The sequence below is a fragment of the Helicobacter muridarum genome (assembly GCF_000765805.2).
Classification (GTDB): domain Bacteria; phylum Campylobacterota; class Campylobacteria; order Campylobacterales; family Helicobacteraceae; genus Helicobacter_A; species Helicobacter_A muridarum.
The window spans coordinates 146,007-168,208 of sequence record NZ_JRPD02000004.1 but is presented as its reverse complement, the minus strand read 5'-3'; the positions used below and the strand labels follow the sequence as shown (position 1 = coordinate 168,208).

At 32.1% G+C, this 22,202-nt stretch carries 23 protein-coding genes; 11 read left to right on the top strand and 12 right to left on the bottom strand.

The features are described 5' to 3' along the window. Positions 1-384 precede the first annotated feature (384 nt). From LS73_RS03450 to LS73_RS03435, 4 genes are all read right to left on the bottom strand, one after another. Complete coding sequence (locus LS73_RS03450) at positions 385-1,260, bottom strand: DMT family transporter (RefSeq protein ID WP_034556837.1); 876 nt, start codon at positions 1,258-1,260, stop codon at positions 385-387. Between the two features lie 14 nt (positions 1,261-1,274). After that, positions 1,275-2,774, bottom strand: a complete 1,500-nt coding sequence (locus tag LS73_RS03445; protein WP_034556836.1) for a sugar phosphate nucleotidyltransferase — start codon at positions 2,772-2,774, stop codon at positions 1,275-1,277. A gap of 89 nt (positions 2,775-2,863) precedes the next feature. Beyond that, positions 2,864-5,386, bottom strand: coding sequence for a membrane protein insertase YidC (gene yidC, locus LS73_RS03440; RefSeq protein WP_158654970.1), 2,523 nt, complete (start codon positions 5,384-5,386; stop codon positions 2,864-2,866). Between the two features lie 361 nt (positions 5,387-5,747). Next, positions 5,748-7,217 carry a CDP-glycerol glycerophosphotransferase family protein gene (locus LS73_RS03435; RefSeq protein ID WP_034556831.1) on the bottom strand — a complete coding sequence of 490 codons (1,470 nt, stop codon included), beginning with the start codon at positions 7,215-7,217 and terminating at the stop codon, positions 5,748-5,750. Between the two features lie 525 nt (positions 7,218-7,742). On the opposite strand from LS73_RS03435, the gene LS73_RS03430 reads away from it, so the two are divergent. The 10 genes from LS73_RS03430 (at position 7,743) to LS73_RS03390 (ending at position 12,529) form a co-directional block, all read left to right on the top strand. Continuing rightward, positions 7,743-7,928, top strand: a complete 186-nt coding sequence (locus tag LS73_RS03430; protein ID WP_034556829.1) for a hypothetical protein — start codon at positions 7,743-7,745, stop codon at positions 7,926-7,928. After that, on the top strand, positions 7,915-8,379 hold the full coding sequence (locus LS73_RS03425; protein ID WP_034556828.1) for a phage protein GemA/Gp16 family protein: 465 nt from the start codon (positions 7,915-7,917) through the stop codon (positions 8,377-8,379). Before LS73_RS03430 ends, LS73_RS03425 begins: the two co-directional genes overlap by 14 nt. A gap of 26 nt (positions 8,380-8,405) precedes the next feature. Next, positions 8,406-8,747 carry a hypothetical protein gene (locus LS73_RS10165; RefSeq protein ID WP_233708905.1) on the top strand — a complete coding sequence of 114 codons (342 nt, stop codon included), beginning with the start codon at positions 8,406-8,408 and terminating at the stop codon, positions 8,745-8,747. Positions 8,748-9,148: 401 nt separating this feature from the next. Next, complete coding sequence (locus tag LS73_RS03415) at positions 9,149-9,607, top strand: BRO-N domain-containing protein (protein ID WP_034559001.1); 459 nt, start codon at positions 9,149-9,151, stop codon at positions 9,605-9,607. A 13-nt stretch (positions 9,608-9,620) separates the two neighbouring features. Further along, positions 9,621-9,878 carry a transcriptional regulator gene (locus LS73_RS03410; protein ID WP_233708871.1) on the top strand — a complete coding sequence of 86 codons (258 nt, stop codon included), beginning with the start codon at positions 9,621-9,623 and terminating at the stop codon, positions 9,876-9,878. Between the two features lie 402 nt (positions 9,879-10,280). Further along, positions 10,281-10,787 carry a BRO-N domain-containing protein gene (locus tag LS73_RS03405; RefSeq protein WP_104717589.1) on the top strand — a complete coding sequence of 169 codons (507 nt, stop codon included), beginning with the start codon at positions 10,281-10,283 and terminating at the stop codon, positions 10,785-10,787. A gap of 64 nt (positions 10,788-10,851) precedes the next feature. Next, the gene (locus LS73_RS10505) at positions 10,852-11,202 is read left to right on the top strand and encodes a helix-turn-helix domain-containing protein (protein WP_324736860.1); all 351 of its coding nucleotides are present in this window, start codon (positions 10,852-10,854) and stop codon (positions 11,200-11,202) included. A 160-nt stretch (positions 11,203-11,362) separates the two neighbouring features. Next, a complete protein-coding gene (locus tag LS73_RS09980) occupies positions 11,363-11,530 on the top strand; it encodes a hypothetical protein (RefSeq protein ID WP_172458481.1) in 168 nt (55 codons plus the stop codon). Between the two features lie 136 nt (positions 11,531-11,666). Then, positions 11,667-12,320: a BRO family protein gene (locus LS73_RS03395; protein WP_104692098.1), complete on the top strand. Its 654-nt coding sequence runs from the start codon at positions 11,667-11,669 to the stop codon at positions 12,318-12,320. Then, positions 12,317-12,529, top strand: coding sequence for a hypothetical protein (locus tag LS73_RS03390; protein ID WP_034558057.1), 213 nt, complete (start codon positions 12,317-12,319; stop codon positions 12,527-12,529). Before LS73_RS03395 ends, LS73_RS03390 begins: the two co-directional genes overlap by 4 nt. Positions 12,530-12,856: 327 nt before the next feature. On the opposite strand, the gene LS73_RS03385 is transcribed toward LS73_RS03390, so the two are convergent. After that, positions 12,857-13,102: a Mor transcription activator family protein gene (locus LS73_RS03385; protein WP_104692097.1), complete on the bottom strand. Its 246-nt coding sequence runs from the start codon at positions 13,100-13,102 to the stop codon at positions 12,857-12,859. A gap of 190 nt (positions 13,103-13,292) precedes the next feature. Here LS73_RS03385 and LS73_RS03380 point away from each other — a divergent pair, with 190 nt between their 5' ends. Continuing rightward, positions 13,293-13,763, top strand: a complete 471-nt coding sequence (locus LS73_RS03380) for a phage virion morphogenesis protein (protein WP_034556986.1) — start codon at positions 13,293-13,295, stop codon at positions 13,761-13,763. Between the two features lie 173 nt (positions 13,764-13,936). Here the strand turns inward: LS73_RS03380 and LS73_RS03375 are convergent, their stop codons facing one another. The 7 genes from LS73_RS03375 to LS73_RS03345 form a co-directional block, all read right to left on the bottom strand. After that, a complete protein-coding gene (locus LS73_RS03375; RefSeq protein WP_034556988.1) occupies positions 13,937-15,121 on the bottom strand; it encodes a phage head morphogenesis protein in 1,185 nt (394 codons plus the stop codon). Next, positions 15,114-16,601 (bottom strand): phage portal protein family protein, encoded by a 1,488-nt coding sequence (locus tag LS73_RS03370; protein ID WP_233708872.1) that lies wholly within the window; start codon positions 16,599-16,601, stop codon positions 15,114-15,116. Before LS73_RS03370 ends, LS73_RS03375 begins: the two co-directional genes overlap by 8 nt. A gap of 9 nt (positions 16,602-16,610) precedes the next feature. After that, entirely contained in the window at positions 16,611-17,858 is a 1,248-nt protein-coding gene (locus tag LS73_RS03365; protein WP_138069980.1) for a hypothetical protein, read from the bottom strand. A gap of 270 nt (positions 17,859-18,128) precedes the next feature. Next, positions 18,129-18,311, bottom strand: coding sequence for a S24 family peptidase (locus tag LS73_RS03360; RefSeq protein WP_052089478.1), 183 nt, complete (start codon positions 18,309-18,311; stop codon positions 18,129-18,131). A 603-nt stretch (positions 18,312-18,914) separates the two neighbouring features. Further along, positions 18,915-20,591: a ShlB/FhaC/HecB family hemolysin secretion/activation protein gene (locus tag LS73_RS03355; RefSeq protein ID WP_034556990.1), complete on the bottom strand. Its 1,677-nt coding sequence runs from the start codon at positions 20,589-20,591 to the stop codon at positions 18,915-18,917. An 8-nt stretch (positions 20,592-20,599) separates the two neighbouring features. Next, on the bottom strand, positions 20,600-21,247 hold the full coding sequence (locus tag LS73_RS03350; protein WP_034556993.1) for an outer membrane beta-barrel protein: 648 nt from the start codon (positions 21,245-21,247) through the stop codon (positions 20,600-20,602). Positions 21,248-21,373: 126 nt separating this feature from the next. Next, positions 21,374-22,195, bottom strand: coding sequence for a hypothetical protein (locus LS73_RS03345; RefSeq protein WP_034556995.1), 822 nt, complete (start codon positions 22,193-22,195; stop codon positions 21,374-21,376). Positions 22,196-22,202 lie beyond the last annotated feature (7 nt).

Genomic DNA, 22,202 nt, shown 5'->3' with positions numbered 1-22,202 from the left:
AAATTTCTTTGTAAAACATTATAACCCTCTTGGACCAAAACCAACTATCCTAATCCTTAGCATTATCTTCCTTTTATTTTGTGATACAACCTAGTCTATGTCTATATAAATAACCTTACTATAAATTTTTTACACTTTATAAGCTAAATGTTAAAATCAATGATATAGGTATGTTTTTTTAATCCAAAAAAAGTTATATTATTTTTGAGATACATGATAAAGGAGTCTTGCAAGATTAGATTCTATAATGTTAATAAAGTTTTAATTTGCCATGTTTTGTAGATTCATTAAAAGTAGTTTATTTAGGTTAAATTGCAAAATTATAATAAACTATTCTACATATTAGAATCTACAACAATGGATTCTAATTTAAATAAATTATAACTATTTCTCGCTTCGTTTGTATTCTGATATGACAACGCCACAAAGCGTTAAAAATGCTCCTAAATAGCCCAATATACTAAGCCTTTCATCAAGCACGATCATAGATACGGCAATAGTAATTAGAGGCGTTAAATATACATAAATATTTGTTCTTATTGCACCTATTAATTTTGTGGCTTTATTCCACATTATAAAGCAAATCCCGGATGCAAATACTGCTACAAAAAGTAGGTTTGCTATCACATCAGGGCGCATTAAATTTTCTACATTAATATCAAATGACAGAAACAAAAATGATGGTAACATGCATACAATGCCATAAAAAATTACTTTTCTTGTAGCTAATACAATATGTATATCTACTTGCATTATTTTTACTACTAAAACAGCATATAACCCCCAACCAATGGCAGAAACTAAGGCTAGCATATCACCATAAGGGCTTATATGTATTGCACCGTTAAAGCTTAAAAGATAAACTCCAATAATGCTTAAAACAAATCCAATAAAGAAATTTCTATAAGGTTTTTCTATACCAATAATAAAGCTAAAAATACCAGTAAAAAGAGGCGCAGTTGCAATAATAATGCTAACATTAGAAGCATAAGTATGATTCATAGCGAGGTTTAAAAAGAGATTATAAATAGTAATGCCACATAATCCGCATAGAAAAAACCATATCTCGGTCTTAAATTGCAGTATCACAATCTTTGGTTTGTAAATCAATAACAAAAAATAACCAATTACAAATTGTAATACCAATAGCTCAAGAGGACCAAGATAATCTAGCAGTACTTTTACAGATACATACAAAGATGACCAAAAAAATACACTACCAAAGGCAAGTATATGTCCAAACAATAAATCTTTATCCATTTTCCCTATAAATATTACATCAGATTTTTAGATTCTAAAAACAAAAGATTTTTATGGAATCTTGATAGATAATCTCTAGCATGATTTATATAATCATAAACCCAACCCCATAACGCCCATACATAATTTGATAGCATTTGCCCTATTATAATATCATTAAAGCTTAAAGTTTGACTTTCTGTCATATCTTTATTATAAAGTTCTAGAATCTTTAGAATCTGGAAATCATTTAGCTTTAATTCAGCACTTAGATTTCCAAGCTCCCATATCGGCGAGCTAAAGCCTGCGTATTCAAAATCAATTAACTTTATTTCACTTCCATTATAAAGTATGTTTGATGGTAGTAAATCTCTGTGGCATAGCACAAATTTGCCATTATCAAGTTTGCGCGCCATATCTAAGACAAATTTATGTTCTGCTTTGGTTGTTATGCTAAAATTTACAAGCCTTTCATAATTCCTAATTTCATCAATCATTAAAATAGGCTTAAAATCCCTGTGTTGTTCTAGCTTAATGCTATGCAATTTTTTTATATTCGAGATTAAAAGTTCAAGAAATAAAAGATTGTTTAAATCATCAAGATTTGCATTTCTAAAACCATGCAAGTAGTTTGTCATTTTTATATCGCTACTATAAAATTCACTTTTTGGAGCAATATTTAAATTATTTATTAACGATAGAATATTCTTTTCAGCTTGTCTATCTATTGTCTGCTCTGTGCCCTTTCCAGGTATACGAATTACTTTTTGCTCACCTAAAAAGTTTATTTTATAATTCACATTAGTCATACTTTCTAATCTCAAAGCTATGCCATCATCGGAACATTGTATGGCTATTTCTTCGGGTGTAAGAAGCTTATGATACAGCGCATCATAAAATGAATCTATTTCTACATATACATCATCATACTCAAAGGAATAAATATTAATTTTATCAAGCGACCTTACTATTATGTGTTCCCAATATTCATTATCTTTGCACTTTGCTAGTTCATCTTTTAGAATCTTAATGTCGTTTTGATTGTCAAAAAATGCAATGCCATCTCCATAACCACTCGTAGCATTTGTATCTATGTCAATTATTTTGAAGTTTTCATCTGTAATATAAGCCCAACCGCTAGTGTTTTTTGGAATTTTCTGCGATATAAATTGACTTACGTCGTGCTTTATACAATTAGAAAAATCGCGTTGTATATACAAATCACCATTTAGAACAAAAGTTCCTTTTTCTATATAGTCTGCGGCAGCTTTAAGAGAGGCTTGGCTATTTTTGGTTTCATAATCATCAACTACTATCTGCTTAAAGCCTAATTTACTAGCAAGTGGCTTAAACATTTCATGCTTATATCCATTTACAACTATTAAATCATCAACACCACATTTTCTTAAGTAGTATATCATATTTTCCAATATAGTTTTACCCCAACCCCTTATCTCTAACAAAGGTTTTGGCTTATTTAGTGTCATTGGAGTTAAACGCGTGCCTTTGCCAGCTGCAAGAATTATTGCTCTCAATTTAGCCCCTTTTATTAGGTTTGGGTGTGCAAAGATATTATATCTTAAGTTTAGGTATAGATTCTATAAATTCGTCTATGTGATTGTATTTAATCAATGCTAATTTTCTCCCAGTTTTTAGAATCATAAATTTCATTATGTCCCCAATTGTATTTATAATAATTTTCTAAATCGATTTTGTAATTGGCTTTATTTATTTTTCTTATTTTATTCCAATCACTTTCATATAAGATTACATCTCTTTGATTTGGATAGTTTTCTAAAATATTTGTTTTTACATTTGGGCAGCCATTCTTTAGATGAGAGCAAAATATACTTGCTAAGTCATAATTCATAATCACTCTTTCATCTTGCTTCATTTCTCCTCTGCTGTGCATTGGCTTATAAAATAAAGGGACATGAAAGCTCATTTTAACAGGGAGATATTTGTATTGAGCTCCATGGTCTGCTGTGATAAAAATCTCTGTATTATCATATACTCCTAGCTTTTTCATTTTGTCAAATGTTTCTCCTAGCCATTTTAATGCACAACTTTCTGCATTATAATGTCCATTCATCAATCCATAAAGCAAATCATTTGGGTGCTTGTTCTTTGGTGAATTATCTACAAAATTGCAATCTTTGTCTAATACATAGGGATTGTGAGTTATGCTATTATGAAAGAATTTAAAGGTATCAGTTTGTGCTGTGTTTGATAATCGTGTGCGAAGAGCATACATTTCAGCTATTTCAACCACACCTGAAATACCATGCTTTAATATTAGGAGCAATCTTCCATCACGATATACATAAGGTCTAATACTATATGGAGAGATTTTAAATAAGCTTATAGATATTAATCTAGAAAGAGATGAGACGCCTTCATTAATGTTTACATCATGGTATAAGGCATACTCGGCATTATAGGCATTTGTTTTAAAAACTATATTACTACTATTATCTAACTTCTTATAAATCTCTGTATCCGCAGGATAATCAATAATCCCTGCTGTAGCATAGCCTGCCTTTTGAAAGGCATTAAAGGTATTAGCATAACCATCATTAATGGCAGATTGCAATGTCTTGTCTTTGTTTGCTCTTTTATTTATATTAAGTGCACTGTAATATTCCCCACCAATTACACTTGTTAGTGTAGAGAAAGTAAGATTCCCGCTAGATAGTGCATTCCTAAAATCAATAAAGCCATCAAATTTATCTCTAAGCTCTTTGTTAGATTCTAGGATTCTATGGGTAGTGTAGCCATCTGCCCTATCAAGCAATATTACTAATATATTAGTCTTATCTTTAGAGAATGCAAATATAGGATCGTCTTTATTATCGCCATTTCTATCATTTGCATATTTTTGCATAATATCTTTTTTGGAATTAGTCTCTATTGTAATATTATACAAACTAAAAGAGCTAACCACACATAAAGTAGCTAATGAAACTTTATAGAATCCTTTAATAAACCTAGACTTATTAAGAAAGTATGCACACATAATGCAACATATAACAGCAATAATATCAATTGTAATTTGAGTATTATTTAATATTAATGGTCTTGCAAACGTGAAACCTTGCATAGGTCCATAATCTCCAGTTAAAACAAGACTATAAAGCAACCCAATAATAAATACTGCGCTAAGTATTATTGCTGTTATTTTTAATACTTTTAAGGAGTTAATAAAGCTTGATAAATATATAAAGATTAATGATATAAGTAAGCCACAACCAAATGATGCTGCAAGTATAATATTTATTTCACTTGCCTCAAATTGCCCCAAATCCGTTGCAATCAATGCATAAGTATTAAATATAAACATCATTACGCATATATTGATAATTGATAAAAATATTATGCCCTTATAGTTGCTTTTTGATATGGTTAATAAGTCTTTAGATTTTGTAATATTTGGCGTAGATATTGTTTTATTGGATTGTATAGATTCTATCTCACTTGCTTTTTTGTATTTCTTATATAACTCCTTCAATAAGGCAAATAACATATTACAAGTCCAATAAAGAACTAAAGCACTAGGCATAGAATAAAGTAAAACTAAGAAAAGCAAAGCAATACCTGCACCTTGTAATCTAGCTCCCAATTCCTTTGATACAATCATCACGTTAATCAAAGTAAAAAGTGTCATTAGAATAGGCAACAAGTGAATAGATTCTAATCCAAATAAACCAAATGGTATAGAATCTGGTTTGCTTAAATCATGTATCCATAAAAAAGGTTTTGCTAATAAAAAATCTGCATTGGCAATCACTGCATACATAGCTATAAAAAATGGTATTTGTAATAATAAGCCAAGCAGTGAGCGCAAAGCATATATAGGGTGGTAGTTATGCTGTCTATAAAGTGTTTGTGTAAAAGCATAGAGTTTTGCTCTCTTATATACGCTTTTCCATGCTTTGATACGAGAATCTAGCTTTTTCTTTAACTCACTTTCATCTTTTGCCTTTTTATCTGTGTATAGAAATATTTTAAGCAAAAATAGATTCACCAATAAGCTTAAAAGTATGATTGATAGTGCACCACTTTTGGTTGCTTTAAACAATGTATATAGCATCCATTCTAAGAGCTGTTCTAATGGGAACAAAAGTATATAATATAAGATTTCAGTCATTTTATAGTCCATAAATTATTATTTTAAGATTAATATCGCTAGCAATGGAGGCAATGTGTTTGCTATTAGATAAAATCATTAATATTTTTGCAAAACAAAAGCATATTTGATAATATATTGTAGTTACCATATAGCAAACCAATAATCCATATTTTGGCATTTTATAATTTGCTAATAAAATGTTTCTATATTAGGTACTGTTAGTATTGTTATTAGAATCTATTAAATACTTAGAAATCTCGCTCTTAAAAATTCAAGGTTTTGGTATCAAGAATTTTTGGCACATATCTATGCTTTAATCTAAATTTATCATTATATACTCTAATTCGCAAAACTTTAGTAAGCAAGCTTACATCATTTACTACGCTACCTTTTCCTTTATTATTTCCTCTAAGCTACGGAGCTCATCATACAAAAGAGCTTGTCCTCCTAGCTCATTTTTTAATATATTAAAGCGGATTTTTAGAATCTCCTTTGCGCTTTTTTCTCCTGCCTTTCCTTTAAAATGCCATAAATTTTTCTTCATCTCTTCAATATTGGCTTTTAGCTGATCTGCATGTTCATCATAACTCAACATAGATTCTATGATATATGCTATATTATCTAAATCCTCTATTTTTATTTTTCTGCCAATTTGTTTTAATGCCCATTCTACCCAAGGAGTGCGACCTGTATCTTCTAAATCATACCCAATAACATTAAAGTTAAAATCCGGTGTAAGCACTGGTTTTTCAAACAAACAAACAAAGTCAAACAACACGCCTGAAAAATCACCAACCATTAATTCTGCATTATCCATAGCATAGATATTGTCCCTATTAGTATCCCATGCGATGTTATCATATCCACTTAATGCCTCTTTTATCTTATCTATATGCTCTTTCTCCGCTATTAGAGTTTGAGGGTGGGGGCGAATGATTACATTAAACTTAGAATCTGCTAATGGTTTAATAAGCTTTAGCCCATATTTCCTTAAAATTGCCTCTCTACCCCATGATGGAGCAATCAAAATAGTCTTTTTATCATTATTAAAGAAGCGAATTTTTTTGCTACTTTTCTTATAAGCCTCAAGCTTTTTTGCCAATTCATCAAGGTAACTACAACCCGTAATAACAACTTGCTTTGTATGTAGAGAGCGAATGCGCTCTACTTCATGAATATAATCTGTATGGATTGGCGAATTTGTGAAAACACTGTCAAAATAATCAAGTGCAAAAATCTCATAATTATCTACATGAGGCAAAGAATGAATTATATGACAATAATGCTTTACACCCTTACTTCGCTTCAATTGCAAGACATCAAGCTGTGGTGTAGTCATCATCACGACATCAGCTCTAAGAGAATTTAATCTAGTAATTGCTTTATTACTATCGCTACTCCCTATATACTCAAAAGTAGCTTGTTTATTATTTTTGTATTCGCCAGGCATTAAAGTGTCTGGGGTAGATTCTAAACTAATTTGTGCATTATTAGAAATATACTTAGATTTATTATAATATGGTAAAAAGTCTTCTTTTGATGAAGTTAGATAGGTATATGGATATTGTATAGAATCTAGATATTCCAAAATTGGCTTAAAAACATTGTGATATTGCTTACCTTCACTATAAAACACAAGTGCATTATTTCTGGTATTTTTTGCCCTTTTAATACTACCGCCACGAATAATACCTATAACTTTATAAAATATATTTTTGTATACAAAAATACCCGAAGCAATAATTGCAACAAACGATGATATTAGAAGTGATCCAGTGCCAGGGTCAAGATAGGCAAATGCCATATTTGGAGCTATGGCAAATATAACACAAAGGTAAAAAATTCTCATTCAAATCCTTAATAATTGTGTTTTTGACTATTTATATCCATACGAACTTTTTATAAAATTAAATCATATAGCTTTATTTACATAAAACTTCATTAGTTTTCAAACGATAATAATTTATACCAATTTCAAAAAGTGTAATTATAGCACATAATACTGCGGCTTTTGAAAAACTGTCTTGAATGATAATAGGCATGGCTGTAAGATGTAAAGTATTGCTTAAATTAAAGTGAACGTAAAAATTTGAACTTTGCCTATATACCATGACAAAATACTATATATGAGTCTAAAAAAGTGGTTGCAAGCTTAAACTTTGAAGATTAAAAGTAGCTTTATAAATTAAGCTACAAATAGACTATAAGTCTTGAATAACTACTTTCCATTTGTGGTTATTGGATTATAGCTATAAATTAGTAAGGGATAAAAATGAAACAATGGATAAGTGGTAAGGAGTTTGCTTTGCAAAATAATATTGTTAAAAAAGCTTAGAAAAGCATGTTTTCGTGCAAAACAGCGAGGCAAAGAATTTTGCACCTTAAAAGGCAAAATTTTACCTTTATTTGTATCAATGGCATAGGTCGTGGCGGCAAAGTCCTACAAATATGGAGTGAGCCATTTACTAGTGAAGTGGAAGCTGAAGAGTTTATCATTGCGTATAGGGCTAATATGATAGAAAAGGCGGTGAAAAGAATTAAGCTAGATTCTCTTAGCTAAAATCCATACACATGCAAGGTATAAGGAGCTATATATTGCTTCATTTTGGAGTGAGTGGCTGCATGTTCGCTATGGAGTAGAAAGCTCTAAAGATTTAAGCATAAAGGAGCTATGGGAAGTATTAGACATATTTAATGGTAAGAAACAAGATAGAGACTATTGCTTAAAAGATAGCATTGGTAGGGCGCAGCTTCTACCTTTAAGAAAAAAGAGCATCTCTAAAATTACAAAAAATCAAGCCCTAATGATAGAAGATATGCTAAATATTGTGAGATATAACGATATAAAAGCAAAGGAGTTTTTTAAAAAGCAAACAAAAAGAGATATAGAATCTATTGAGAATTTAAGCAAGAGTGAGGCTACAAAGGTGATTATTGGCTTAAGAAAGATTGCAAAATGGGATAAGAGTCTAAAGTATATAAATAATATGGATTATAGAGGGCAAAGATAATATGATATGCAAATATAAGGATAACTATGCAAGATAAAAAGACTAAAGCCACAAGGCTAGATTCTAAGATGTTTCGCTCCGCTCAACATGACAAAGAAAGTGCGGAGCATGACTTAGTAGATAAAGCACAAGATAAAACAGATAAAAAAAGTGATAATTTGATTAAAAAGACATGTAAAGAATTGGGATTGACATATAGAGAATTAGGGGAGAAGATTGGACTAACAGAAGCCAGCATTAAGCGACTTGCGAGTAGCGATGAAATAAATTTGCAAGTTGAAAAATCATTGCAAATGTTGCTTAAAATCAATGAGTTAGAATCCGAGCTACAAGACTTCCGCACAATTAAAAGACTACTATTAAAGTAGTATATTGCTACCTTTAAATAAGTAAAAAATATTTTTTTTAATACTAAAAACCTTGACAAAAGAATTAAAATATATTATAATTGTGTCATAAAAGTAGTAAAAAGCTACTTTTAAATCCAAAGAAAGGAGATGCACAAATGAAATGGTTAGATTTAATAATCAAGTTGTCCAGACTTGTAGCCATTATCATTTGGATTATTAAAATGATTAATAGTTCTTAAGATAATGGTAGGGTGGGAGGGAGGGCTTTAAGCCCGCCTCCAATAACCAACATTTGTGTATGCCTAATGCTACCATAAAGGAGTTAAGAATGTTAGAAAATTTGTTATTTGGTGTGATTATTATATGGTTATGTGCTTTAACATATAAAGTTTTTAGTATGGATAAAAATAAGGATTAATATGCAACTACAAATATTTAATCATAAAGATTTAGGACAAGTTAGAGTTATAGGTAGTAATCAAAATCCTTTGTTTTGCCTTGCTGATGTGTGTAGGATATTGGAAATACAAGATACCTACAAAGTAAAAGAAGCTGTTTTAAGGGAATTTGAGCTATCCACGCTAGAAGTGGGTAGCTTTGATACAGGCTATGGTATTAAAGAATTTAGCATGATAACAGAGCCACAACTCTACTTTGTGCTTATGCGCAGTGATAAACCAAAAGCTAAACCCTTTAGGCAATGGGTAACTTCTGAAGTCCTACCAAGCATTAGAAAAAAGGGCTATTATCTAAATCCAGATATAGAATCTAGCCTTATTAATGAGCTAAGAGATTCTAATTCGCATAAAGATTGCTTAAAAAGAGAGAATGAAAGCTTAAAAGATGAAGTAATTGCCTTGCAAAGAAAAATGATGTAAATAAAGGGTATATATGCAAGATAAGATAGATAAAAAAAGTGATAATTTGATTAAAAAGACATGTAAAGAATTGGGATTGACATATAGAGAGCTTGGGGAAAAGATAGGGTATAGTGAAGAGGCTATTTCTAAAGCAGCCAGAACTGATAAAATCTCTATTCCTATGCAAAAAGCATGTGAAATGTTCTTAAAAATCAAGGAATTAGAAGAAGAAAAAAATCTACTTGATGAATTAACATCAATACTTCAAAAACTAACTACAAGAACGTAACAAATACGCTATTTAATTAAAAATAAAGTATAAAATAAGTTAAAATTATTGACAAACTCGTATTATTTTTGTTATAATTCTTTTGTAGGCAGTAAATAATACGTCTACGGAAGGAGGATAAAATGAGAAAAAAACTAGTAATCACGATATTAGTTTTAAAGATTATTTACTTGATTGTAAAAATCTATGTAACTCTTAACACATAAGGGTTACGCCTCGCCTAGACAGCAAATAGGCGGGGTTCTCATTTATCTTCTTAATATTTTAGCATAAAGGATTGAAAAATGGAAATATTTGGTGATATTTTGGAAATTGCAGAAGTGCTTATCATTGTAGGACTTATTTATCAAGTTGATAAATTGCAAAAAAGAGTAAAAGATTTAGAATCTAAAAAGGATTAATATGCAACTACAAATATTTAATCATAAAGATTTAGGACAGGTTAGAGTTATAGGCAGTAATGAGAATCCTTTATTTTGCCTTAGGGATATTTGTGAGGTGTTGGAGATAGGCAATGTCTCTGATGTTAAAAATGCGATAAACAGGGAGTTTGAAGGTGGGGTAGATTTAATCTACCCCATACAAGATAGCTTAGGTAGGACACAGCAAGCAACCTTTATAACAGAGCCACAACTCTACTTTGTGCTTATGCGCAGTGATAAACCAAAAGCTAAACCCTTTAGGCAATGGGTAACTTCTGAAGTCCTACCAAGCATTAGAAAGAGAGGCTATTATCTAAATCCCAATATAGAATCTACTTTAATCGCAGAGTTAAAAGATTCTAATTCTCATAAAGATTGCTTAAAAAGAGAGAATGAAAACTTAAAAGATGAAGTCATTACATTGCAAAGAAAGCTTTTAAATCTCTATGATAGAAATATATCTAAAGAGCAAGAGCGCAGTGCATAAAGTATATAAATAATATGGATTATAGAGGGCAAAGATAATATGATATGCAAATATAAGGATAACTATGCAAGATAAAAAGACTAAAGCCACAAGGCTAGATTCTAAGATGTTTCGCTCCGCTCAACATGACAAAGAAAGTGCGGAGCATGACTTAGTAGATAAAGCACAAGATAAAACAGATAAAAAAAGTGATAATTTGATTAAAAAGACATGTAAAGAATTGGGATTGACATATAGAGAATTGGGCGAGAAGATTGGGTATAGTGAGAGTGCTATAAATAACGCATCAAGACAGGAAAATATAAGCGAACCGCTTACAAGAGCCATAGAGCTTTACCTAGAAAACACAAGGCTTAAGGAGCAACTTCAGGATTTCTACACACTTAAGGCGATACTTGCAAAACAACACTTTTAAAGTGTTATTTTATCATATAAAACATAAAATATATATTAGAATACTTGATTTTAAACTTTTAATGTGTTATACTTCTAATATCTAACATAAATAATATGTTTGATTGTTCTTTGAAATTGGATTGTTGATTTAAGTTTATTTGATGTGATTGCTATAATTTATGTATGATTTAACAAAAAATATAGGCTTAGGTTTATTTGTCAATGGAACATTTGCCCTACTTAATGGTGATTTTGGTATTATGCCGATAATTATTTCATTAGGTAGCGTGTGCGTTATGTATATGTCCATAAAATTAGACGAAAGGAGCAAAAAATGGGACAAATAATACTTACATTAGTAACAATTGGCTTGTGTGCGTTTTTAGCGTATAAACTCTATTTTACAAAAGGCGAGCAACACTGACTTTAAGCAAATGAACAATCCCTTTTAAAGAACTAAACTACTTTTAAAAGGAGATTAATATGCAACTACAAATATTTAATCATAAAGATTTAGGACAAGTTAGAGTTATAGGTAGTAATCAAAATCCTTTGTTTTGCCTTGCTGATGTGTGTAAAGTGTTGGAGCTAGAATCTGTTAATAAGGTTGCAAATGCAATAAAAGCGGAGTTTGAGCTGGGGGAATTAAATTCCTCTAGCTTTGATACAGGCTATGGTATTAAAGAATTTAGTATGATAACAGAGCCTCAACTCTACTTTGTGCTAATGCGCAGTGATAAACCAAAAGCTAAACCCTTTAGGCAATGGGTAGTAAGTGAAGTATTGCCAAGCATTAGAAAGAGAGGCTATTATTTAAATCCAAATATAGAATCTACTTTGATTTCTGAACTAAAAGATTCTAATTCCCGCAAAGATTGCTTAAAAAGAGAGAATGAAAACTTAAAAGATGAAGTCATTACATTGCAAAGAAAGCTTTTAAATCTCTATGATAGAAATATATCTAAAGAGCTGGAAGCAAAAGTAGTATCAAAGCACTATGGGCAAAGGCTAAGTGCTAATGAAAAGGCTCGCATTCTCTCTTTAAGAAAAGAAGGCAAGAGCATAAGACAAATAGGACAGATTGTCCAAAGAAGTAAAAGTGCGATAGAAAATGTCCTAAAAGAAGGTGTGCTATGACACAAATACAATCAAAAATAGACGCAATCGATGCTTTAAATGATATTCATCATGATATAACTGCTTTAGCACATATTGCTATGTTTCTTAGCATTGGCGTAAAAGAGCTTCAAGTAGAGGAGCAAGAGCTATGGCTACTTAGCGATACATTGCAAAATATTGTAAAGAAAGTGCAAGATGTAGAGAAGTATTTAGAATCACAATGTTAGGCTTTAGATGATTCTAAGATGTTTCGGGCTTTGCCCCAACATGACAGAGTAGTGGCTCAACATGACAATGTAACAGATGTTTCGCTAACGCTCAACATGACACGGGTGGAGGGATGCATGATTATTAGATTCTTCACCTAAAGGTTCAGAATGACGCAAAGGTTCAGAATGACGCACGGAAAACTACTCAACATGACAAAAAGAAGTCAAAATGAATGAGATAGTTTTAAATGTAATGGCTTTTATTAGTGGATTATTGGCTGTATATGCTGTGTATTTACTCTACAAGCAAGATAAAGAATTAAAAGACAAAAAGGAAAACAAACGCTAATATTGACAATTCCTCTTCCTCTTCCTGTCCTCTCTTATAAGCTTTCTTATAGTGCTCTCACTCAAATTATATTTATATGCTAAAAAGGCATAGTTCCCACCATTAAACTCTTTTATTATTCTATCTTTTGCTTCTGGGCTTACCTTTGGGACATAAATGCCTATACCTCCATATTTTCTGCATATCTTTTCAAAGCTCATGCCTTTTTTATAAGCAATACATATTTCTTCTAAATAGTGCATGTAGATCCTTTATAATTAAAGATAAATTAGATGTTTAGTACCCTTGATATGTTTCGCCTACTAGATGTTTCGCTTCGCTCGCACACTGCGTAGCAGTTTGCCCTTACTAGCAAACATGACAATTAGCGATATTATAAAGCTCATATCATAATAAAAATCTTTGCAAATTTCACAAAAAAAAGGATTCACAATGAAAATATCACTAAATCAATTAATAAAAGATATAGACTACACCATAAAGCAAGTAGATAATCTAGGACCAATGTTACATGAAATCTCAAATGCAGCTTATAATGAATCACAACTAAGCTTTGAGCAAGAAAAAAGCCCATTTAATGAAAAATGGAAGCCTCTTTCACAAAAGACACTAAAAAGCAAAAAAAGCAGTAAGATTCTAAGAGAGAGCGGCACATTAAAATCTAGCATAAATGCAAGAGTTAAAGATATTAAACAAAATAAAGATAGTGTGCAAGGAAGTGTAAGCATTGGCACAAACCTAGAATATGCCCCTATTCATCAGCTTGGGGGGCAGGCTGGTAAAGGCTTAAAGATAAATATCCCTGCTCGTCCCTTCTTGCCTGTGAATGAAAAAGCAGAGATTCCAAAGGCTTTAGAGCAGGATATAAGGGAGATTGTGTTAAGGCATTTAAATATTAAGTAGGATTTAATGTTATTTTATTGACATTGCGAGCCTATGCTATAATTCCATTCATAGAGGTTTTACCTATCGTGGTGTATATCCCACCCCTCACTTTGCCCAAGTGAGCTAATGGGAAAAAGTAACGATATTGCCGTAGGACTCTATCACCTCTTGTTGGGTATGGGCTGCCCTAACTAATATTTAATCTCTTTGTTGCTCTTTACCAAACTTTGCAAGAATATCTCATCTTTACCTTCATCATTTACAGCCCTTTTAAATACAGCTTTATAGTAATACCCTAGTTTCATAAAGAATATTTCGTGTCTATCTCTGCTACTTTTGCTTTTATAAGCCTTATCTAACATGTCCTCAATTAAACTATAATCAAAGCTATCTACATTGTCATGGTGTGTATGTGTGCGCAATGTCCAACCACTTAGGTATATATCACTCTCTGTTGTGCTTAATTGTGCCTTTAGTTTATCTGTCGCCCTTGCAATGACAATCTTTTCAGTATCTTTTGTTTTATCTTGATTTAGTGCACTTTGTATATATAACTCATTTACACGCTTAAAACGCTTATTTCTTTTCTCTATCTCTTTTAAGATTTTATGCAGGGCATTTGTAGCATTCTCATTATTGACATAGTTTTTTAGCTTAGATTCTATGATATTTCTTAAATCATCATTTGCATTATTTGGTGTAAAGTCTATTGTGTCTATGTCATTTATATCTTGTGGAATATGGCTTGTAGGTTTTAAGCCCTTTTTGATTAGGTCATTAGCATAAAGTGTCATTACACTACATCTACAACCAAAGCCATTTGGTGGATAATATTTATCCCAAAATGGATGCTTTCGTGGGAGTATGACATTATGCAATCTTGCGTGTTCTGCCCTTACCCTGCTATCTTGCATTGTTACATAGCGAAAGTAGATTCCATCATCATATTTTGCTATATCCTTGTCTATTGCTGTGTCGCTTAGTTTGTCTATTGTTGTATAATGGCTAGGTGCACTCATATTTAGTTGTGCCTTTTTGCGTCCTTGTGCATAGGCATTTTGTATGTTTGTATGATAGATTTTCTCTAATCTACTTTTATTTAGCTCACCATAACCTCTTTTTTCTAATATTGGCTTTATCTCTTTTTTCCATGTATTAAAGCTTTGCCCTTTTGCTAGGGCATTTACTAGGCTTGTTTGTATTGTGCTTAGCATTTCAATATCTGCTACACCGCTAACTACAAATGCTTTATTATAGAAGTCATGCTTTATTTGTGCAGGGGAGTCCTTTAAGAGTGTAGGCTTTTTGGCTGATAGGGCTGCTATTGCTTCATAAGGTGGCGTTGTGAAATCTAGGCTTATTAATGGATTATTCATTTATCCCCTTTGCGCCTGCTTGTTGCATGCCATATAGATTTGCTTGTAGCATATATGCCATTAGTTCTTGCTCTTTTATTAGTAGCTCCTCTCCGCTAAAAGAGTCAAATATCTTTTTTTGTGCTTCCTCAAAGCTTAAGCAATCTTTTAGCAAAGATTCTATATCAAAGCTATCTTTGGGCTTTAGGCTCTCTAATGCTCTATCTAGCTCTGTTAATGGAAGCTGCTTATATGTGGTTGTTTTGTTGTGCTCTTTTTGTGATTTTTTGTCTTGCAAGCTATTATGCGCAACACTGCCTAATCTCTCCTCTATTGTGCTAACTGGGAATCCTTGCATATCTCTATACTCTAAACCCTCTATTTTAAAAGTCTTTTCTAGGTGTTGTAATGGGATTTTAATGCCCATGTTTGATAGCATGCTATATACTTCTGCTTGGAGCTTTTCATCTTTTTCTGTATTTGTATCAAGCTCAAATCTAAAAGCTGCGACATTTGCAAAGTTATAAGATAATGTCTTATGTAAAAGTGGCATGATGTTCTCAGCTAATATATTAGCGTCATATTCAAGCACATTTCTTGTGATATTTTCATGCACACTGCCTAAAGCTTGCGTGCCATTTTGCACACTATTGCCTGCTAATACCTGCCCTGTGATAACCTTAGATATAGCCTCATCACAATATCTAATAAACTCTAAGAATGTGCCTTTATCTACATTGCCATTCAATACTTCTAATATATCATTTTGACTAAAAAGCCCTACGCCATTGCTTCTTAGCTTTAGGGCTGAACTCATAATCATATCGCTTGTTTCTTTAGAAGTTAGGGCTTCGCTTTTAATTATTAAAGGTGGGACTGCAAAGCTATCTAAATAGCTCATATATCTTGATATAGCTATATGTTTTAGGCTAGCTAGACTTATTATCTTATTCATAAGGCTTGATTCTATAATATTGCCTGAATCGCTTGGGTGATATAGCGTAAATATATCCTCACTCTCATGTAAATAGATTCTATTTCCCCCCTGCTCAATGTAGGTATTAAAAAACTCATCACTCTCAAAGTATCTATGGTTTATATAATCTAGCTTTGGTAATATTTTGCCCTCTTTACTTTGCCAATTTAGCAAGAATGCGCTAAAGCCATAAGGAATAGAGCTTGCACAATCAAATAGAATCTTCCTAAAGTCTCTATGTGTAATGAAGTCTTTTAAAAATGTATTTTGCGCTTCATCACTAGACTTTATGATGAAGGGTAGCCTTGTTACTTGTGTCTTTCTCTTATTAATCTCACTTGATATTTGTGTATCAAAGCGTTTAAAGAACTCAAATGTAGAAATGACTTCGCTTAAGCTTTGATTTTGCAAGGCATTTTTTACTTGCTTATAATTTATGCTTGCTGGAATATCGTTCATATATGTTGGATTAAGTGTAGTAGTTGCCTTTTTAAAAAAGCTTTTAAAAATATCTTTAAGTGCCATTTTTATCCTTTATAATTCATCTTTTAATGCTCTAAAATGTTTGCCAAATTCCTTTTGTGCATGAAGTGCTACTTTATAATTTATAGCCGCATGCGTGTTCATTGCTTGTTTTGCTATGTCTATGCTATCTAGCAAGTCATCATGTGGGCATTTAGGATAGGTATCTAGCTCTTCTTTTAATAGATTATCTTGTTCGTAAATCAGCAAATCACCCTCACTTAAGAGTGGGGCTAGGCTATCTAAACGGATTGCTTTATTCTGTGTGTTTTTAATGCCAATAATTGGGGCAAATATCCCTAAGTTTTGGAATCTTTTCTTTAGCTCATCTTTGAAAAACTCTTGAAATGCTACGCTCTCACACGCGATAGTTATGTTTTGCGTGAGGCTTTGCGTTTTTATATACAAAGATAGAATCTTATCTATCATTTTATCGGGTGTGAGTTTATAGCCCTTAGAGCTTGCATAAAGCTTCTTTTGCGCTCTATCATAGAAAAGTGTAGATAATGCAAAATAATCACTGCGGCTTTTACCAAGGCTTGGATCTATGCCTATCACACAAATTTCTAGCTCTTTTGGCAGTGTTGTGTAAGTAGTATAGTTGCTTAGAGGTGCATTATCTTTATCTAGTGGCTCATTTTGAAACTCGCTATAAAAGCTTGCCTTATCCTCTAAGTAATCGCTTAAGATTTCTTTGATATTTAATGCTTCATCATCTAGCTTATAGCCCTTTGGTTTAAATGTGGCTAGATTCTCTTTTGTTAAGACGTCTAGATTGCTTGGCATTTGTAATAATAAGGGAAAGTTAAAAGTAGCAAAGTCATTTCGCTGGCTTATCCTTTGTAACAGGCTATCATAATGCAGGGTTGTGCCTACTACAACTATATTATAATGCGGATTTAAGCGGCTTGGAAGCTTTAGTATCGCTTTATTGAACCATTTATAAAGCTTGTCTCTTTGTGTTTTACTCTCTGTGTTTTCATCATTTTCTATATCATCACATATTATTAAGTCTGGACGTATGCTTAAAAAGTTTGTGCCTCTTATCTTTTTGCCTGCACCAAAGGATTTAATCTTACATAACTGCGTTGTCTTGCAAGTGCTTTTTGCAGGTGTGGATTTGTGCCGTTGGCACTGCATAACGGAGTAGCCCTTTTTGTTGTGCAGGTGTGGGCAGACTGCTAACGCAGTATGCGTGCGGCAGTCGTTTAGACTAGCCTCCGCAGAAAAAGAGCTACAACCCTTAAAATCATCTTGCAATACTTCCGCAGTGCTATTTGCATTAGGGCTTTGTGTTTGTGTTTTATTTACAGAGTCATGAAAGTGCGTATTTTAGGACATTTAACACCTTTAAACAAAAATTTTTAAATGTTTAAATAGTAAAAATTAATAAGGCTATATTTGAAGCGAATAACTGACATTTATGGGGTATTAGATATATGTTTATTAACTTAGGAATCTACTAAGGGATATGATTGAGGGACATTTTATTGACTAATGGACATTGATGTACAAATATAATAAATAATATTAGGTCATCTTTTGAAATAAACCTACTATTACGCCCAAAATCTCATAGTTTTCTCCCTCTAGCAAGATGTCATCATAGCTTTTATTATCGCTTATAAGCTTGTATTTTGGTCGTTTTTGAAGGCGTTTGATATACAATTCATCATCTATGCGAGCAATGCAGATTTGCCCCTCTCTTGGCATGTCTTTTTCTAAAGAAGCCTTGCTTTACTAAAGAAGCTTCGCTTTACACTAAAAGCTTGCAATGAGGCGGTATTATGGGTAGCATAGAATCGCCTCTAGCACTAATAATTGATAAATCTACAAAGTAAGTAAGCCCAAAACGCGAACGCAGGAAGTCCTTATTTAGCTCAACATGTTGCGTTATATGCTTATCATTAACAAGCCCTGCTCCTGCACTTGCATAGACATCATAATAAACTGGGATTTGGATAATGTCATTTGATTGCTCTCTGATGAATAAGTCGTTTTAACTAGGAGACAAATCATTTTGACTAAGGGATACTAATGAATCTTTTTTTGAGACTTAAGGACAACTTAGGGACATTTCATCTGAGAGAAAAATAATATAGTTCAAAGTCCAAACCCCCCTGGGATTTTTATTAAGTTATCAACGGTGATATTGCTGCTATCTTTTGTTTCATATCGTTTTATGGAATCTAAATATACTCAACTATATTGTGATAATTAAACCTGTGTAAAACCCTTATATTCTCTTACCGCTTTTATTTTATTTGAAAGTTGCATAATACACATTTATTATTGACAATAAGTATTGGGTAGAAGTTACCAATTTGTAGACATAGCAAAAAAGAAACTTTGTGTTTTAAATCTATTGGCACTATAAATTGGAAAATGCCACCATGTTTGTATGTTGAAGTGCTTTAATATACATTGCAATCCTATACCAGCACCAGATAAAAACACACCAGAATCTGGTAGATTTGTAATTTGATTTTTTAGCAAATTTTTAATATATCCTGCATCAATCCCAATACTTGGGGCAATGGTTAGTTCCCATTTAGATTTACTAAACATTGGTATATATACAGATATATCATTACGCCATATAACTCCAAATTGACCTGATAGATTTATTCCTTGGAATCCCCTTACAGCATATAATCCACCGATTAAGATTTGCTCATTTGCATAAAGTCTATTTTGAGCTACTTGCGTCCTAATGCTAGCGGTATATATTGTAGTAAACTTACTAATCTTAAATGGAACATAGGCATATAGATTGAGCGTTGGGACAATATAATTAAAACTAGATGATACTGGAGTAGGCATTGAAAAGCCATGTAAGATACTAAGATTAATTGAGAATCTATATGGACTAAGAGTTAGGGCATATTGGCTAAATAGAGAGTATTGTAAGATTCTTTGCCTTTGCACTACTAGCTCTACATCTTCTATAAAGCTATTGGAGATTCTAGAGCCAAGACTAAATCCGATAGATATATTATGCTTTTGGTTTGCTAAAAGGGCATAGCTAAGCTTTGTGTCTATATTAAAGCTCCAGCTATGATAATCTAATGTGAAATTACTTAAAGGAATTTGCAACGCATTTTTGGAATATGCTAGATTTGTTTCAAGTAAGAATCTACGAATAGGCACGGCATAGCTAATTGAGGAGTATAGATTATAATTCTTTGAAATTGGTTTATTTTTAAAAGGGATTGAGCCTAGTAAATATAATGTTAGGGTATCTGCTAATTTTAGAGGATTTTCATAATTTAATAGCAGTGTGCTTTGATAATGGTCAAATAATGTGCTGCTGTTATCAAATATAAATTTCCCAGATAATGGAATCCCCTTTTTCTTAAGTGTGATTAGAACATCGCTCATATCATCACTATATGTTGGTAGTATTTTCATATTTGTATCAATATGCTTTATCTTTGTTAGATTTGATACACCTTGTTCTAGCTTTTTTAGATTCAAAATATCACCATGCTTGATAGCAAAGTCCTTTTTAAAGAAAAGCATATTGCCATTACTCTGATAGTCTATATCTCCTATTTTACCTATTTGAGTGCGAACTTCAAGCTCTCCTAAGCTTAGGTCTTGCTCACCTATGCCAAAGTGAGTGGTTATATACCCATTTTTGATCGCTGTTTCATTTAGATTTTGTAATAAAGAGACTATATCTTGCCCATTTAAGCATTGATTTAAATATGGCTTTATTATGGTTTTTGTAAATGGAAATTGTTTTGTTATAAAGCCGTTATCATCATCTATTGTTTCATCTGATTGTAGTTTTGTTGTTGGATATAGATAACTTGAAATGGAGGAGAAATATATTTTATGAATAGGGAAACATAAAGTCTCTTTGCCTTGTGAGGCAATGCTAGGAGCTAAAAACGCATTGATGAAAAATGTAGGAATACAGATAGATAATAATATCTTATTTGTATTCCTTGATGAAACAAAACGTTTTTTGTCGGTTCTATTAGACATGGTTAGAATTAGAAAATGTATCTATATGCTAATGTAAATCTAATTGGGTTGTATGCACCAGCAATTCCAAATTTATTTAAATCGTTGATGTCACCTTCACTTAGTTCACCAAGACCACCTTTAAATCCAATAACGTTATAAGATGCTATAGGTAGGTATGTTGTAAGATCTACCCTGCTATTTTCTCCAAGTCCAAATGTTAAACCAGCTCTTCCATATATTGGAATATTTGTTCCAATTATTATTCCTGCGAATCCAAACTTTTCAAATGTTGAGTTATATCCACTACCAATACCACCAAATAATCCAAAAGAAAAGGAGCCATTATTATACAAATCTAAGATCATATCGGCATTAATGCCTAATTCAATATCGTGGAATGTTTTTTCAACAAAGTAATTTTGTCCATAACCAAGCGATAAAAATGTCCTCATGCCAATCATTTCATTAAACATCCACTCGCCACCTATATTTAATAGGGCAAGCCAACCGTGCATAGCTTTCGAATTTGTAAATTCACCATATTTCACTACTTTATTTTCAAATGTAGTCTCCCCTTTACCCCATCCACCTTCAACTCCTAAAAAGAATCTTGCTTCTGCTAAAGATGCACTTAGGCTAAAGCTAATTAAACCTGCTACTAATAATTTTTTCATAATAATCTCCTTAATAATTAAATAATTTATAGGCTTATAATCATATTGTTTAGCCTATTGTATATAGATAATATTATCTACATACAATAGGCTAGCAAATTGCTAGTTATGTGAACGTTTGCGATTCTAAAAGTAATGCCTATAAAAGATATTTATCATATATGGATGTAAAGTCGTTCTCTCGTTGTAGTCTACATACCCATTATTTCCACTTTCTTGGTGTACCATTTCTCTAAATGGCATTACAAATCTTGCTACGATTTCTTGTGTCCCTTTATTTTCTCCCAAACGATAGCTTAAGCCTAGTATAAGATCTAAAGAAACGCCATTAGCACCACCACTTTTATTTTTTTCTTCTTTTTCATCATTAAAAAAATCTTTTTGTCTTTTTAATTTGATATTATAAGACTTATCCCATATACTAGCACCAATACCCCCTGTAAATCCAAAACGTTTCACCCTAAAGGTAGCAGTAGCATTAAAAGAGAAGTGCATAAGATCAGGCCATACACTATCATACTCGCCGTCTTTATATGTATTTTTATAATCAAAGCCCCCTATTTCTTTTTTTAGCTTTATAGAGTTCGGATAGTCGCCACTATCAAGCATAGCAGAATAATCAAATCCAACCCATAAGTCAAACTCTAAAAAGCTAAAAGGACGAAGCTTTACTCCAGCCTCAACACCTAGACCACCGCCTAAACTACTTAAATCACAAGTGCCACTTTTACACATTCTATTGATAACATTGCTACTTGAACTAAAATTTGGAAAAGTATTAGCTATGCTACTATAATCAACAGGCTGTAGTTCTGTTAGCCTGCTTATATTATAGATGCCATTTACTCCACCGCCTAAGAAAAATACTGCAAATCTATCACTAGAATCTGCATATACAGCGTTCATAAATGCTAAGGTAGATATTAATGTAAGATTTAATTTTTTCATGTTTCAC

Bases quoted from the DNA above. Each gene is read 5' to 3' on its own strand.
- LS73_RS03390 (WP_034558057.1), top strand. From the start codon at position 12,317: ATGACACAAATACAATCAAAAATAGACGCAATCGATGCTTTAAATGAT.
- LS73_RS03435 (WP_034556831.1), bottom strand. From the start codon at position 7,217: ATGAGAATTTTTTACCTTTGTGTTATATTTGCCATAGCTCCAAATATG.
- LS73_RS03360 (WP_052089478.1), bottom strand. From the start codon at position 18,311: ATGCCAAGAGAGGGGCAAATCTGCATTGCTCGCATAGATGATGAATTG.
- LS73_RS03380 (WP_034556986.1), top strand. From the start codon at position 13,293: ATGAAAATATCACTAAATCAATTAATAAAAGATATAGACTACACCATA.
- LS73_RS03355 (WP_034556990.1), bottom strand. From the start codon at position 20,591: ATGTCTAATAGAACCGACAAAAAACGTTTTGTTTCATCAAGGAATACA.
- LS73_RS03450 (WP_034556837.1), bottom strand. From the start codon at position 1,260: ATGGATAAAGATTTATTGTTTGGACATATACTTGCCTTTGGTAGTGTA.
- LS73_RS10165 (WP_233708905.1), top strand. From the start codon at position 8,406: ATGCAAGATAAAAAGACTAAAGCCACAAGGCTAGATTCTAAGATGTTT.
- LS73_RS03415 (WP_034559001.1), top strand. From the start codon at position 9,149: ATGCAACTACAAATATTTAATCATAAAGATTTAGGACAAGTTAGAGTT.
- yidC (WP_158654970.1), bottom strand. From the start codon at position 5,386: ATGACTGAAATCTTATATTATATACTTTTGTTCCCATTAGAACAGCTC.
- LS73_RS03395 (WP_104692098.1), top strand. From the start codon at position 11,667: ATGCAACTACAAATATTTAATCATAAAGATTTAGGACAAGTTAGAGTT.
- LS73_RS03345 (WP_034556995.1), bottom strand. From the start codon at position 22,195: ATGAAAAAATTAAATCTTACATTAATATCTACCTTAGCATTTATGAAC.
- LS73_RS10505 (WP_324736860.1), top strand. From the start codon at position 10,852: ATGCAAGATAAAAAGACTAAAGCCACAAGGCTAGATTCTAAGATGTTT.
- LS73_RS03405 (WP_104717589.1), top strand. From the start codon at position 10,281: ATGCAACTACAAATATTTAATCATAAAGATTTAGGACAGGTTAGAGTT.
- LS73_RS03410 (WP_233708871.1), top strand. From the start codon at position 9,621: ATGCAAGATAAGATAGATAAAAAAAGTGATAATTTGATTAAAAAGACA.
- LS73_RS03375 (WP_034556988.1), bottom strand. From the start codon at position 15,121: ATGAATAATCCATTAATAAGCCTAGATTTCACAACGCCACCTTATGAA.
- LS73_RS03370 (WP_233708872.1), bottom strand. From the start codon at position 16,601: ATGGCACTTAAAGATATTTTTAAAAGCTTTTTTAAAAAGGCAACTACT.
- LS73_RS09980 (WP_172458481.1), top strand. From the start codon at position 11,363: ATGTATGATTTAACAAAAAATATAGGCTTAGGTTTATTTGTCAATGGA.
- LS73_RS03350 (WP_034556993.1), bottom strand. From the start codon at position 21,247: ATGAAAAAATTATTAGTAGCAGGTTTAATTAGCTTTAGCCTAAGTGCA.
- LS73_RS03385 (WP_104692097.1), bottom strand. From the start codon at position 13,102: ATGCACTATTTAGAAGAAATATGTATTGCTTATAAAAAAGGCATGAGC.